Raw genomic sequence first — 13,378 nt, 5'->3', positions numbered from 1 at the left:
TGACGTCTAGTCCAGGAAGCCGTGCAGCAGCGCGGTGGAACCGGCGATGTGGGCGGCCATCGCCACGGCGGCACCGTCGGCGTCGCCCGCGAGGATCGCCATCACGATGGCCTCGTGTTGCTCATCGGAGTGCGCGATGTTGCGGGACAGCAGCGGGATCTGGTCCAGCAGGGCGTTGATCCGCATCCGGTTCTGGGCCACCAGGGGCACCAGCGACGGCGACCCGGCGGCCTCGGCGATGGCCAGATGCAGCCGCGAGTCCAACCGCCGGTAGTCGTCGGGGTCGGCGCCGCGGACATCGCCGAGACGCGACCAGAGTCGCTCCCGGTCGGCGGCGGTCAGGCTGCGCCCGGCCGCCATCCGGGCCGCACCGACCTCGAGGATCTCGCGCAGCCGCACCGCGTCGTCGATCTCCTCGCGGGTCAGCCCGTCGCCGCTGGCCGGCAACACCGGCACCTCGGTGGCCAGAAAGGTGCCGCCGTAGCGACCCCGTTTGGACACCAGGTACCCGGCGTCGGCCAGGGACTTGATGGCTTCGCGGACGGTGTCGCGGCTCACGCCGAGCCGGGTGGCCAGTTCCCGTTCGGGCGGTAGGGATTCCCCGGGTGCGAGCACGCCGAGCCGGATGGTCTCCAAGAGTCGCCCGACGGTGTCCTCGAACGCGTTGCCGAGCCGCACCGGGCGCAGCAGAGCCGCACTCGCCGGCAGTGGATCGGGTAGCCGATCGGACTCGGACATGCGACAGAACCTACTGTTCCCGGCTCACAGCGGAGTCACGTAGTGGCCGCTGATGCCGCCGTCGACCAGGAACGTCGAGCCGGTGATGAACGACGCGTCATCGCTGGCGAGGAACGCCACCGCGGCGGCCAGCTCCTCGGGTTCGGCGAATCGGCCCACCGGCACGTGCACCAGCCGGCGGGCGGCCCGCTCGGGGTCCTTGGCGAACAACTCCTGCAGCAGCGGCGTGTTCACCGGACCGGGGCACAGGGCGTTGACCCGAATGCCCTGACGGGCGAACTGGACGCCGAGTTCACGCGACATGGCCAGCACGCCGCCCTTGGACGCGGTGTAGGAGATCTGCGAGGTGGCCGAACCCATCACCGCGACGAACGATGCGGTGTTGATGATCGAACCCTTCTGCGCGGGCACCATGTGCCGCAGCGCGGCCCGGCAGCACAGGTACACGCTCTTGAGGTTGATGTCCTGCACGCGCTGCCAGGCCGGCAGTTCGGTGTTCTCGATCAGGTCATCGTCGGGCGGGCTGATCCCGGCGTTGTTGAAGGCGATGTCGAGTCCCCCGTGCGTCTCGACGGTGGTGGTGAAGAGGTGGTCGACAGCATCCTCGTCGGAGACGTCGACCTGCACGAAGGTGACGTTGAGCTCATCCGCGACGGCCTGGCCGGCGACGGGGTCGACATCGCCGATGACAACGATGGCGCCCTCGGCCTGCATGCGTCTGGCCGTTGCCAGCCCGATGCCGCTGGCGCCACCGGTGATGACGGCGACCTTGTCCTTCAGTCGCTGGGTCAGATCCATCTAGAGCTCCTCTACTGCGAAAAAGACGTTCTTGGTTTCCGTGAACGACAGGGGTGCGTCGGGGCCGAGTTCGCGGCCCAGGCCGGATTGCTTGAAGCCACCGAACGGGGTGGTGTAACGCACCGACGAATGCGAGTTCACGCTGAGGTTGCCGGCTTCCACCGCGCGCGAGACCCGCAGTGCGCGTGAGACATTGTCGGTCCAGATGGACCCGGACAGTCCATAGGACGTGGCGTTGGCCAGCGCGACGGCATCGGCCTCGTCCTCGAACGGCAGCACCGCCACGACGGGCCCGAAGATCTCCTCGGTGACGGTCCGGTCGGTGCGTCCCGGTGTGAGCACCGTCGGCGCGAACCAGTACCCGGGCCCCGTCGGCGCCGATCCCCGGAACGCCACCGGCGCGTCATCGGGTACATAGGCGGCCACCGATTCCCAGTGCGGTTTGGACACCAGCGGTCCCATCTCGGTGTCACGGGCGGTCGGGTCGCCGACCACCACACCTTTGACCGCGGGTTCCAGCAGTTCCATGAACCGGTCATAGACGGTGCGCTGCACCAGGATCCGGCTGCGGGCACAGCAGTCCTGACCGGCGTTGTCGAACACACCGTACGGCGCTGTCGCGGCGGCCCGCTCCAGGTCGCAGTCGTCGAAGACGATGTTGGCACTCTTGCCGCCCAATTCAAGGGTGACGCGTTTGACCTGCGCGGCCGCTCCCGCCATCACCCGGGTGCCGACGCGGGTGGAGCCGGTGAACACCACCTTGCGCACATCGGGGTGGGTGACGAAGCGCTCGCCGACCACCGCACCCGCGCCGGGCAGCACCTGGAAGAGGTCCGGGTCCAGGCCGGCCTCGACCGCCAACTGGCCCAGCCGGATCGACGTCAGCGGCGTCCATTCGGCGGGCTTGAGCAGCACGGCATTCCCCGCGGCCAGGGCCGGGGCGAACCCCCAGGCCGCGATGGTCATCGGAAAATTCCACGGCGTGATCACACCGATCACCCCGAGGGGCTCATGGAAGGTCACATCGAGGCCACCGGCCACCGGAATCTGCTTGCCGCTCAACCGCTCCGGGCTGGCCGCGTAGTAGGTCAGCACGTCACGCACGTGGCCGGCCTCCCATTCGGCCTGCGCGACGGGATGCCCGGAGTTGGCCACCTCGAGCGCCGCGAGCTCACCGATGTGGGCATCCACGGTCGCCGCGAAAGCCCGCAGCCCCGCGGCCCGTTCGGCGGGCGCCAGCCGCGCCCAGCGGCGCTGGGCGGCCAACGCGCGCGCCACCGCGTCGTCGACGGCGGCCTCGTCGAGCAGCTCGACGGTGCGCAGCACCTCCTCGGTGGCCGGGTTGATGACCTGGGTCGCGCTCATGAAACCCTTTCCGTCGCATACAGGGTGGCCGCCTGCACCAGTCCCGCGAACAGCCGCAGGTCGTCGAGGCGTTCCTCGGGATGCCACTGCACCGCCAGCACGAACTGCTCGCCGGGCAGCTCGACCGCCTCGACGACGCCGTCGGCGGTGTCCTGGGCGCTGATGATCAGTCCGTCGCCGAGCCGGTCGATGGCCTGGTGGTGATAGCACTGCGCGTGCGAGGACTCCCCAATGAGCGCGGCCAGCCGGGTGCCGGGCACGGTGTGCACGGCCGAGGTGGAGAACACCGCGTTGCCCTGTTGGTGGCGGGTGTGGCCCAGCACGTCGGGCAGGTGCTGGTGCAGCGTTCCGCCGAGTGCCACGTTGAGCACCTGGGCGCCGCGGCAGATGCCGAGCACCGGCATACCGCGGCGCAACGCCACCTCCAGCAAGGTGAACTCCCAGACATCGCGGGGGCCGGCCGGCTCGTCGGTGGACGGATGACGTTGCTGGCCGTAACTTTCCGGGTTGACGTCGCGACCGCCGGTGATGATCAAACCGTCGATGCCGTCGAGCACCCGCTCGGCCACGGCGGTACTCACCGGCTGCGGCGGCAGGAGCACGGCCGTCCCGCCGCCGAGGTTGACACCCTCGACGTAAATGCCGGGCAGAAAACTGGCCTGCACGTCCCACACCCCGGTCTGCGCCTGTTGCAGATAGGTGGTGAGGCCGATGACGGGCAGCGGCGGGGGGTTCTGCTCAGAGGCGCTCAAAGCCTCGTCTCCTCTCCCAATCCGTGACGGCCCCGTTGAAGGCCGTCAGTTCCACCCGCGCGTTGTTGAGGTAGTGCTCGACGACGTCGTCGCCGAACGCCGCGCGGGCGATCGCCGACCCCTCGAACAGGTCGGCCGCCTCGGCCAGCGTGGTGGGCAGGCGCGCGGCGCCGCCGGTGTAGGCGTTGCCGGTACACGCCTCTTCGAGCTCGAGATTCTGCTCGATACCGTGCAGGCCACCGGCGATCAGTGCGGCGACCGCCAGATACTGGTTCACGTCGCCACCGGGCGCGCGGCATTCCGCCCGCATGCCGTGGCCGTGCCCGACGACACGCAACGCACAGGTTCGGTTGTCCATCCCCCAGGCCACCGCCGTCGGGGCGAAGCTGCCATCGGCGAAACGCTTGTAGGAGTTGATGTTCGGCGCGTAGAACAGCGCCATCTCACGCAGCGTCGCCAGTTGGCCTGCCACGAAGCTGCGGAACATGCTCGACATGCCTTGCGGATCGGCGTCGTCGGCAAAGACTGCCGTGCCGTCGGTGCCGCGGAAGGACAGGTGGATATGACAGCTGTTACCTTCGCGCTCATCGTATTTCGCCATGAACGTCAGCGATTTTCCGTGCTGGTCGGCGATCTCCTTGGCACCGTTCTTGTAGATGGTGTGGTTGTCGCAGGTGACCAGTGCGTCGTCGTAGCGGAAGGCGATCTCCTGCTGGCCGAGGTTGCACTCCCCCTTCACGCCTTCGCAGTACATCCCGGCGCCGTCCATGCCGCGCCGGATGTCCCGCAGCAGCGGCTCCATCCGGGTCGAGGCGTGCATGGCGTAGTCGACGTTGTAGTCGGTGGCCGGCGTCAGGCCGCGGTAGTCGGCCGCCCAGGCCGCCCGGTAGGTGTCGTCGAACACCATGAATTCCAGTTCGGTGCCGACGAAGGCGCCCAGCCCCCGTTCGGCGAGCCGGTCGAGTTGCTTGCGCAGGATGCTGCGTGGCGCCTGCAGCACCGGACGCCCGTCCGTCCAGGTCAGGTCGGCCATCACCAAGGCGGTACCGGGCAGCCACGGCAGCTTGCGCAGGGTGCTGAAGTCGGCCGTCATCACCATGTCGCCGTAGCCGGTCTCCCAGCTGGAGATGGCGTACCCGTCGACGGTGTTCATGTCGACGTCGACGGCCAGCAGGTAATTGCAGCACTCGGCGCCGTGGGCGGCGACGTCCTCGACGAACAGCCGCGCCGACACCCGTTTGCCGGTGAGTCGGCCCTGCATGTCGGTGAACGCGACGATGACGGTGTCGATCTCACCGTCGGCGACCAGCCGCTCGAGCTCGAACTGCGTCAGCACGCCGGTTCCTTCAAGTATCCAGGCATCAGCACCCTCTCCACGCCGAGAAGTCAACCATTACCGCCATGTCGTCAACGCAGGTGCGTTGGGATCGACGGTCATTCACCTACACATTTACACATCCGTCACCCCAAAGGTAGGACAGCAGACCAATAGCGGCCTATTCTCCCCCTAGATCCGCCATGCCAGGGCTGTCACAAAGGAGAACGCCGTGCCAGAAGGCCACGAACTGCTCGACGAGGACGAACGACACCTCGCGAGCCTCGGTTACACCCAGGAACTGCACCGCTCGTGGTCGGGGTTCTCCAACTTCGCCATCTCGTTCTCGATCATCTCGATCCTGGCCGGCTGCTTCACGTCGTTCGGGCTGGGCTGGAACAACGGCGGCCCGGCGGCCATCGCCTGGGGCTGGCCGATCATCTCGGTCTTCATCCTGATCATCGGGCTGTGCATGTCCGAGCTGGTGTCGGCGTACCCGACATCGGGCGGAATCTATTGGTGGGCAGCCAAACTCGGCGGCCCCAAGGCCGGGTACTACACCGGCTGGCTCAACCTCGTCGGCTTGATCGCCATCCTGGCGTCGGTGGCCTACGGCAGTGCCACCTTCCTGGATCTCACCCTGAGCACCTTCAGCGAGACGTGGGCGTCCGAGTACAGCCTGACCCGGGTATTCGTCATGTTCCTGGTGATCCTGGCGATCGTCGCCACCATCAACATCTTTTCGTCGCATCTGCTGGCTGTCATCAACAACATCTCGGTGTGGTGGCACGTCGCGGGCGCGGCGGTGGTGATCGCCATCCTGTGGCTCATCCCGCAACAACACGCCAGCCTCTCGACGGTCTTCGCCACCACGGTCAACAACACCGGCTTCTTCGGCGGGTCGACCTCGGGGCTGACGTTCCTGTTCTTCGTGTTACCCATGTCGGCGATCCTGACGCAGTACACGATCACCGGTTACGACGCCTCGGCCCACCTGTCCGAAGAGACCAAGAGCGCGGCCGACGGTGCGGCCAAGGGCATCTGGCGCTCGATCTTCTACTCCGCCATCGGCGGCTGGATCCTGCTGCTCACCTTCCTGTTCGCCGTCCAGGACGTCGACGGGGTGACCGCGGGCGGCGGCGCGGTGGCCACCATCTTCACCCAGGCCATGGACTCGAAGTGGGTCGGCATCGTGCTGCTGATCTCGACGGCGGGCCAGTTGTTCTGCACCACCGCCTGCCAGACCAGTTCCTCGCGGATGCTGTTCGCGTTCAGCCGGGACCGCGCGGTGCCCGGTCATCAACTGTGGTCCAAGGTCAACGCCAAGCGGGTGCCCGCCAATGCGGTGATCATCACCGCCGTCATCGCCGCGCTGATCACGCTGCCCGCCCTGGTCCAGGTGGACATCAACGGCGCCCCGGTGCCCGTCGCCTTCTTCGCGGTCGTCTCGATCGGCGTGGTCGGCCTGTACTTGTGCTTCGCCGTGCCGATCTACTACCGGTGGAAAGCCGGGGACGATTTCCCGCTGGGCAAGTGGAACCTGCGCGGACACCACAAGTGGATGGCACCGCTGGCGCTGGCCGAGATCATCATCACCTCGATCATCGCGATGTTCCCCACATCCATCGGTGGCGCGCCCTGGGATCCCAGCTTCGAACTGAAGTTCGTCAACTACACACCGATCCTGGTGGGCGTCGTACTAATCCTGCTGTCGCTGTATTGGCAACTGTCGGTTCGACATTGGTTCACCGGTCCGGTGAAGCAGGTCGACCTCAGCGGCGACGCGCTGGTAGAGGACGGCGCCTGATCACCAGGTGCTCGTGCGCATGACGATCTCCGCGGCGACCTGCGCGGTGGATTCACCGGCGTTGCGCCGGCTGAGGAGTTCCACCAGCCGGTATTCGCCGTAGACGTAGCGCTGGCTGGCCTGCGCCACCGCGCGGGCGCCCGGGTTGCTCACCAGCACAGTGGTGTTCAGTTCCACCGGCGGGCACTGTTCGTCGCGGACGACGCCGGTCTGGTCGGCGACCCGCGGGTGACCGCGGTCGATCACCACCAGCCCGATGAACCGGTCGAGCCGGGTCGCCGCCAGCTCCCAGGCCAGTTCGCCGCCGAGCCGGTCCCCCACCAGCAGGCCCCACCGGACCCCGAGGGCGTCGAGCACCCCGACCACAGCCGCGGCCGTCAATTGTGGATCGGGATAGATGACGATCGTGCGGAGGGTGGCGGTGTGCAGCCTCTGACACACGGCGTCATACGCGCGTGCCCCGGGCTGCGCGGCGCCGAGCAGCACCACTACGCCGCCCTTGTCCGGGCCCGCCACCTCGACGGCGACAGGTACTCCGTCGACGGTCACCATGGTCGAAGGCATTGCGTCACGCTAGGACATGAACCGGTCCGGCGCGGGCGTTTTCGCCGGTCTGACCCCGGACGGTCAGCTGCCACCGATGCGGCCCGCTTGTTTGCCGGTGACGTCGAGGAAGGTTTGCGGCAGGGCCCCACGGACGGTGACGGTGGGGTCCGGCGTCGGGAAGCCGACGGCGAAAACCGCCATCCCGTCCACGTTTTCGAACGAGTAGTACACGCTGCTGCGCTGGGCGCCGAGCTGCATCGTCTGCTCGAAAGCCAGCGCCGCCGGGCGCGGGGTGTCCAATCGGGTGGTGGTGATCGGGATGGCGGGCGAGGACCGATCGAAGAAGGTGTCGTAGTGCGCGCACCGTTGCGCGGTCGCCTCCAGCGCGTCGACGTCCAGTTGCCAGCTGAGCACCGTGACGAGCATCCGGGCTCCGTCGTAGGTCACCGTGTACTTGGCCGCACTGCCCGGACCGCGTTCGGCCGTCGCCGCGATCACCCGGGTGAAGCCGTCACTGCAGCCCTCCGGCGTGGACAGCATCGCCGGTGGCCCACCGGCACCGTCGGGCTCGCCCGGCCGTTCGACGACGCGGTCATAGAGCACGCCGGGCGCAAAGTCGGCCGAGGTGAGCAGAACTTTCTGCAGCCGGGTTCCGGGCCAGGCGGGTGTGCCGTCGATGACATGCGCGCATCCGCTGAGCGCCGACGCGATCAGCAGCGCTGGTATCACCAGGCGCGCGATCATCGGCCCAGGCTACCGATCGGCGACGTCCGCCGTCGGCGTGATCGTGCTGGCGATGATGTTGCGCCGCGGTGGCCCGTCGAGCAGCCCCCACACCGCGTCGAGGTCGACGTGGGCGGCCAGCGCGTCGGCCATCACATCCAGTTGCCCGTCGCGCCGGGCCCGCACATCGGTATCGGTGGCCACGACGAATCCGGTACGGCCCGCCGCCCCAGCCGCCTCGGTGAGCCATGCCCGGCGTACCTCGTCGTTGTCCAGCAGACCGTGCCAGTGCGTGCCGAAGACCGTACCGCGGCGGATGCCCACCCCGAGCCAGTCCTGTTCATCGGAGCTGCGTACCTGCCCGTGGTGGATCTCGTAGCCGTGTAGCGGAGTCTCCCAGTGCCGCAAGGTTTTCTGCGGGTCGAACACGATCTCGGCGTCCAGCAGGCCCAGACCGTCGACCGCGCCGGCCCGCGATTCGACGGAATCGTCGATCCGGCGGCACAGCATCTGGAATCCGCCGCACACCCCCAGCACCGGCCGGCCGGCCCGGGCGTGCGCCACCACCGCGTCGGCAAGTCCGCGCTCGCGCAGCCACGCCAGATCCGACACGGTGGCCTTGCTGCCCGGCAGCACCACCACGTCGGCGTCACCGATATCGGCCGGGTCCGCCACCCAGCGCACCAGCACACCGGGCTCGCAGGCGAGCGCCTCGACGTCGGTGGAGTTGGAGATGCGCGGCAGCCGGACCACCGCCACCCGCAGCCATTCGGACCCGCGCGGCGCCACCGGTTCACCGAGGGTGGCACCGGTGGTCACCGACAGGGAATCCTCGGCGTCCAGCCACAACGAGTCCAGATGCGGGATCACGCCGTAGGTGGGCCGTCCGGTCAGCGTCTGCAGTTGCTCCAGCCCGGGAGCCAGCAATGCGGGATCACCCCGGAACTTGTTGACCAGGAAGCCGCTGATGAGTTTCTGGTCCTCGGGTTCCAGCACCGCCACCGTGCCGAACAGATGTGCCAGCAGGCCACCGCGGTCGATGTCACCGACCAGCAGCACCGCCAGCCCGCCGGCCCGCGCCAGGCCCATGTTGGCCAGATCGCTGGCGCGCAGGTTGATCTCGGCGGGCGACCCCGCGCCCTCACAGATCACGACGTCGAATTCGGCTCGCAGCGCGGATAATTCGTCGGCCACGACACCGGCCAGCTCGGTGCGGCGGGTGAAGTAGTCTCCCGCCGCCATGGTGCCCGCCACCTGACCCCGCACCACCAACTGCGAGGTGCGGTCACTACCGGGTTTGAGCAGGATCGGGTTGAACCGGATGCTGGGCGCCAGGCCGGCGGCGCGGGCCTGCATCGCCTGCGCGCGGCCGATCTCGCCGCCCTCGACGGTCACGGCGGAATTGTTGCTCATGTTCTGGGCCTTGAACGGGGCCACCCGAATACCCTTGCGCGCCAACAGCCGGCACAGCCCGGCGACGACCATCGACTTGCCGGCGTCAGAGGTGGTGCCGGCGACCAGTAGCGCGCCGCCGGAGCTCACGCCAGGGTCAGGATGTCGGCGCCGTCCGCGGTGACGACGAGGGTGTGCTCGAACTGCGCGGTCCACTTGCGGTCTTTGGTGGCCACGGTCCAGCCGTCGTCCCAGATCTCGTAGTCCAGCGCGCCGAGATTGATCATCGGCTCGATGGTGAAGGTCATCCCCGGCTCGATCACGGTGTCGACGGCCGGTTGGTCGTAGTGCAGCACCACCAGGCCGTTGTGGAAGGTGGTGCCGATACCGTGGCCGGTGAAATCGCGAACGACGTTGTAGCCGAAGCGGTTCGCGTAAGCCTCGATGACCCGTCCGACCACCGAGAGCTGCCTGCCCGGTTTGACCGCCTTGATGGCCCGCATGGTGGCCTCGTGCGTGCGTTCCACCAACAGCCGGTGTTCCTCGGACACGTCGCCGGCCAGGAAAGTGGCGTTGGTGTCCCCGTGCACCCCGTCGATGTAGGCCGTGACGTCGATGTTGACGATGTCGCCGTCCTCGATGACGGTGGAGTCCGGGATGCCGTGGCAGATGACCTCGTTCAGCGAGGTGCAGCAGGACTTCGGGAAGCCCTTGTAGCCCAGTGTGGACGGATAGGCGCCGTGGTCGAGCATGTACTCGTGGGCCACCCGGTCCAGGTGATCGGTGGTGACGCCGGGCGCCACCGCCTTGCCGGCCTCGGCGAGTGCGGCCGCGGCGATCCGGCCGGCGACCCGCATCTTCTCGATCACCTCGGGTGTCTGCACCCAGGGTTCGTGTCCTTCGACCGCGGTCGGCTGCCACGCGTACTCCGGGCGCGGGATGGACTTGGGCACCGGCAGGGTCGGGGACAACTCTCCGGACCGAAGAGGCGCGCGAACAGACATGGCGGTCAGCCTAGTCGTCAGCCGACGGCGATCGTCCCGACGAGCCGCGGCTTCGTGGGCACCGGGCTTCCACCAGCGGTAATGGTGTTACCGTACGGCGGTGAGCGAAGACCACATCCTGAACCGGCTCGGCTACGTCGAGGTCGAGTCGACCGATGACCGGCTGGTCCTGGAGATGGACAACCGGCCCGATCTGGCCAACGTCCGGGGCGCGCTGCAGGGCGGCCTGGTGGCCACGCTCATCGACATCGCCGCGGGCATCCTCGCCGGACGGCACACCGGCGTCGGGTACGACGTCACCACCGCCGACCTGAACATCCACTTCCTGGCGCCGGTGCTGGGCCGGGCCCGGGCCGAGGCGACGATCGTGCGCGCGGGCAGGCGCCTCATTGTCACCGCCGTCGATGTCTTCGACGTGGACCGGAACAGGCTGGCCGCCAAGTCCACCCTGACGTTCGCGGTGCTCGAGCCGCGTTAGTTCCCGCGTCGGATCCGAGGCACCCAGGACCGCCGGGGCCCGCGGATGTCCACCGACCCGCAGACCACCTTGCCCGTGAAGACGATGTGCGGCGTGCCCTCGGCCGGGGCGTCCCGCCGGTGGTCGTTGGCGCTGCCCACGACCACCTCGACATCGTCGATCGAGGCACTCGCGCCGTCGGGCAGCCGGATGTCGATGCCGCCGAATTTGAGGTCGAGCTCCACCACGATCATCGGGCCGGCGAACCGCGCCTGAGTCAGGTCGAGATCGACCGACCCCATCCGGCGATGCAGCGACAGGCGGGTGGGCACCACCCACTCCCCCTGGCGCTTGAGCGAACCCATCACCCCGCGCAGCTCCACCCGGTCGGTGGCCGACGTCACGATGGCCCCCGGACCCGGCAGGTCGCCGACCAGGGCGTCCAGGTCGGTGTGCAGCCGGGCTTGGGAGACCAGGGCCGACCGTTCCTCGAACTCGCCGATGTCGATCAGCCCGAGTGCCACAGCGTTGTGCAGCCGCCGCAATGTGCCGTTGCGGTCGGCGTCGGAGACGCGCAGCGCCGTGTAGTCGTCTATGCCTGTCATGGTCACCCGCCAGGGTACCCAGCAGGCGTCAGGCGAGGTAGTCAGGCCAGATAGTCCGGCGGCAGGCCGTTGAGCATGTCCCGGCACATCCGCACGGCATACTCCGAGCTGCCACCACCGACGATCAGCGCGGCGAAGGCCATATCGCCGCGGTACCCGGCGAACCAGGCATGCGACCCGCCGTTGAACTCGGCCTCACCGGTCTTGCCGCGGACGTCGCCGAGCCCGTTGAGGTCCTTGGCCGTGCCGTTGGTCACCACCAGGCGCATCATCGGCCGGAGCGCGTCGAGCATCTTCGGCGAGATCGGCGCAGCGGTGCCGTTGATCTGCGTCTGGCGTCCCAGGATCAGTTGTGGCACAGGTGTTTTCCCGGCCGCCACGGTGGCTGCCACCATGGCCATCCCGAACGGGCTGGCCAGCACTTTGCCCTGGCCGAAACCGTCCTCGGTGCGTTCGGTCAGGTCCACCGTCGGCGGCACCGATCCGGTCACCGTGGGGATACCGTCCACCACGTAGTCGGGGCCCAGACCGTACTGGGCAGCCGCCTGGTTCAGGCCACGCGGCGGCAACGTGCTGGCAAGTTCGGCGAAGGTGGTGTTGCACGAATTGGCGAACGCCCGCGACATCGGGACCGTGCCCAAGTCGAAGGTGTTGTAGTTGTTGATGGTCCGGTGCCCGATGTCCAGCGACCCCGGGCACCCGAGCAAGGTGTTGGGGGTGGCCATGTCCCGGTCCACCACCGCACCCGCGGTGACGATCTTGAACGTCGACCCGGGTGGGTAGAGCCCCATCGTGGCCGTCGGTCCGTCGGCATCGGCGGCGGCGTTCTGCGCGACGGCCAGGATCTCACCCGTCGACGGCTTGATCGCCACGATCATCGCCTTCTTGCCGACCATGTTCACCGCGTCCTGCGCAGAGTTCTGCACCGCGCGGTCCAGACTGATCGTCACCGAGGGCGCCGGGTTGCCCGGCACCTCGTTGAGCACGTCGACGTCCACGCCGTTCTGGTTGACGCTGACCACCCGCCACCCGGCCTGACCCACGAGGTCGGCTGACACCGCCTTCTTGACCTCCGAGACGATGGCCGGCGCGAATCGCTCGTCGGTGGGCATCATCTCGGGTTGTGGGGTGACCACCACGCCGGGCAACTTGCCGATCGCGGGCGACACCCGGTCGTTGTCGTCCTTGCGCAACGTGATGAGGTCCATCGGCTTGGTCGACGAACTCGCCTCCTCGGCCAGCCGCTGCGCGTCCAGGGTGTTGTCGAACGGCCGCAGCGCGTCGGTGACGGCGCGGGCCGTCGGCATCAGCGCCGCGCCGGCGACCCTGGCGTCGAGCTCGTAGTGGTACAGATACCCCGGAACCAGCACGTCGGAGCCGCCGCGCTCGTTGACCGAGGCCCGCCGGGGTGGGTCGGCCCGCAACGCGAGGGTCTGGTTCTCACCGAGCTGGGGGTGCAGGCCGGTGGCTTTCCAGCGCACCTGCCAGTGCCCTTCCTCGCGGATCATGTTGAGTTCGCCGTCGTAGGTCCAGACCCGGTCCTTGGGCAGGTGCCAGCTGTACCGGTATTTGATGGTGCCGGTGTCCTGGGCGTACTTGGATCCCAGGATCTGGGTGTCCAGCCGGGTGGCCTGCAGCCCTGACCAGGCCTCGTTCAGTGCGGCCTGCGCCTGCGCCGGATGGTCGGCGAGATCCGCTGCGGCCGTGGTGTTCCCGGTGGCAAGTGCGGTGAAGAAGGCTTCGGCGGTCGGTTCGGGACCTTTGGGTTTGGGTGTGCAGGCACTCAGCGTGGCGGCGGTCGCGACGACGGCCATGACGGCCGCGGCGACTCGCGAGACTGGTGAGGTTGTAGTTGCCATTGAGGCAAATGTTAAAA

At 68.2% G+C, this 13,378-nt stretch carries 13 protein-coding genes; 2 read left to right on the top strand and 11 right to left on the bottom strand.

Translation table 11 applies throughout. The features are described from left to right. Window positions 1-6: 6 nt before the first annotated feature. From AC1DY7_RS28515 to AC1DY7_RS28495, 5 genes are read right to left on the bottom strand one after another with little or no spacing between them, the layout of a single operon-like run. Window positions 7-738, bottom strand: coding sequence for a FadR/GntR family transcriptional regulator (locus tag AC1DY7_RS28515; protein ID WP_477497114.1), 732 nt, complete (start codon window positions 736-738; stop codon window positions 7-9). A gap of 24 nt (window positions 739-762) precedes the next feature. Then, on the bottom strand, window positions 763-1,536 hold the full coding sequence (locus AC1DY7_RS28510) for a 3-oxoacyl-ACP reductase (protein ID WP_477497113.1): 774 nt from the start codon (window positions 1,534-1,536) through the stop codon (window positions 763-765). Next, window positions 1,537-2,901, bottom strand: coding sequence for an aldehyde dehydrogenase family protein (locus tag AC1DY7_RS28505; RefSeq protein ID WP_477497112.1), 1,365 nt, complete (start codon window positions 2,899-2,901; stop codon window positions 1,537-1,539). Then, complete coding sequence (locus tag AC1DY7_RS28500) at window positions 2,898-3,653, bottom strand: gamma-glutamyl-gamma-aminobutyrate hydrolase family protein (protein ID WP_477497111.1); 756 nt, start codon at window positions 3,651-3,653, stop codon at window positions 2,898-2,900. Before AC1DY7_RS28500 ends, AC1DY7_RS28505 begins: the two co-directional genes overlap by 4 nt. Beyond that, on the bottom strand, window positions 3,640-5,007 hold the full coding sequence (locus AC1DY7_RS28495; protein ID WP_477497132.1) for a glutamine synthetase family protein: 1,368 nt from the start codon (window positions 5,005-5,007) through the stop codon (window positions 3,640-3,642). Before AC1DY7_RS28495 ends, AC1DY7_RS28500 begins: the two co-directional genes overlap by 14 nt. Before the next feature lie 193 nt (window positions 5,008-5,200). Here AC1DY7_RS28495 and AC1DY7_RS28490 point away from each other — a divergent pair, with 193 nt between their 5' ends. Further along, a complete protein-coding gene (locus AC1DY7_RS28490) occupies window positions 5,201-6,775 on the top strand; it encodes an amino acid permease (RefSeq protein WP_477497110.1) in 1,575 nt (524 codons plus the stop codon). Here the strand turns inward: AC1DY7_RS28490 and AC1DY7_RS28485 are convergent, their stop codons facing one another. The 4 genes from AC1DY7_RS28485 to map form a co-directional block, all read right to left on the bottom strand. Further along, window positions 6,776-7,339, bottom strand: coding sequence for an alpha/beta fold hydrolase (locus AC1DY7_RS28485; protein WP_477497109.1), 564 nt, complete (start codon window positions 7,337-7,339; stop codon window positions 6,776-6,778). A 63-nt stretch (window positions 7,340-7,402) separates the two neighbouring features. After that, a complete protein-coding gene (locus AC1DY7_RS28480) occupies window positions 7,403-8,065 on the bottom strand; it encodes a hypothetical protein (protein ID WP_477497108.1) in 663 nt (220 codons plus the stop codon). A gap of 9 nt (window positions 8,066-8,074) precedes the next feature. Continuing rightward, window positions 8,075-9,586 (bottom strand): cobyric acid synthase, encoded by a 1,512-nt coding sequence (locus AC1DY7_RS28475; RefSeq protein WP_477497107.1) that lies wholly within the window; start codon window positions 9,584-9,586, stop codon window positions 8,075-8,077. Then, entirely contained in the window at window positions 9,583-10,440 is an 858-nt protein-coding gene (gene map, locus AC1DY7_RS28470) for a type I methionyl aminopeptidase (protein WP_477497106.1), read from the bottom strand. Before map ends, AC1DY7_RS28475 begins: the two co-directional genes overlap by 4 nt. A 100-nt stretch (window positions 10,441-10,540) precedes the next feature. Here map and AC1DY7_RS28465 point away from each other — a divergent pair, with 100 nt between their 5' ends. Next, entirely contained in the window at window positions 10,541-10,918 is a 378-nt protein-coding gene (locus AC1DY7_RS28465; RefSeq protein ID WP_477497105.1) for a PaaI family thioesterase, read from the top strand. On the opposite strand, the gene AC1DY7_RS28460 is transcribed toward AC1DY7_RS28465, so the two are convergent. Both AC1DY7_RS28460 and AC1DY7_RS28455 read right to left on the bottom strand, forming a co-directional pair. Beyond that, entirely contained in the window at window positions 10,915-11,502 is a 588-nt protein-coding gene (locus AC1DY7_RS28460) for a DUF1707 SHOCT-like domain-containing protein (RefSeq protein ID WP_477497104.1), read from the bottom strand. The genes AC1DY7_RS28465 and AC1DY7_RS28460 overlap by 4 nt on opposite strands. Window positions 11,503-11,543: 41 nt before the next feature. Continuing rightward, window positions 11,544-13,361 carry a penicillin-binding transpeptidase domain-containing protein gene (locus tag AC1DY7_RS28455; protein WP_477497103.1) on the bottom strand — a complete coding sequence of 606 codons (1,818 nt, stop codon included), beginning with the start codon at window positions 13,359-13,361 and terminating at the stop codon, window positions 11,544-11,546. Window positions 13,362-13,378: the final 17 nt, after the last annotated feature.

This window comes from Mycobacterium sp. P2_H7, assembly GCF_056403275.1.
The sequence above is the reverse complement of the archived record's forward strand: the minus strand, read 5'-3'. Positions and strand labels throughout refer to the sequence as shown.

Excerpts from the sequence above, each read along its gene's own strand:
- AC1DY7_RS28460 (WP_477497104.1), bottom strand. The coding sequence starts at position 11,502 with ATGACAGGCATAGACGACTACACGGCGCTGCGCGTCTCCGACGCCGAC.
- AC1DY7_RS28515 (WP_477497114.1), bottom strand. The coding sequence starts at position 738 with ATGTCCGAGTCCGATCGGCTACCCGATCCACTGCCGGCGAGTGCGGCT.
- map (WP_477497106.1), bottom strand. The coding sequence starts at position 10,440 with ATGTCTGTTCGCGCGCCTCTTCGGTCCGGAGAGTTGTCCCCGACCCTG.
- AC1DY7_RS28510 (WP_477497113.1), bottom strand. The coding sequence starts at position 1,536 with ATGGATCTGACCCAGCGACTGAAGGACAAGGTCGCCGTCATCACCGGT.
- AC1DY7_RS28505 (WP_477497112.1), bottom strand. The coding sequence starts at position 2,901 with ATGAGCGCGACCCAGGTCATCAACCCGGCCACCGAGGAGGTGCTGCGC.
- AC1DY7_RS28485 (WP_477497109.1), bottom strand. The coding sequence starts at position 7,339 with ATGCCTTCGACCATGGTGACCGTCGACGGAGTACCTGTCGCCGTCGAG.
- AC1DY7_RS28455 (WP_477497103.1), bottom strand. The coding sequence starts at position 13,361 with ATGGCAACTACAACCTCACCAGTCTCGCGAGTCGCCGCGGCCGTCATG.
- AC1DY7_RS28480 (WP_477497108.1), bottom strand. The coding sequence starts at position 8,065 with ATGATCGCGCGCCTGGTGATACCAGCGCTGCTGATCGCGTCGGCGCTC.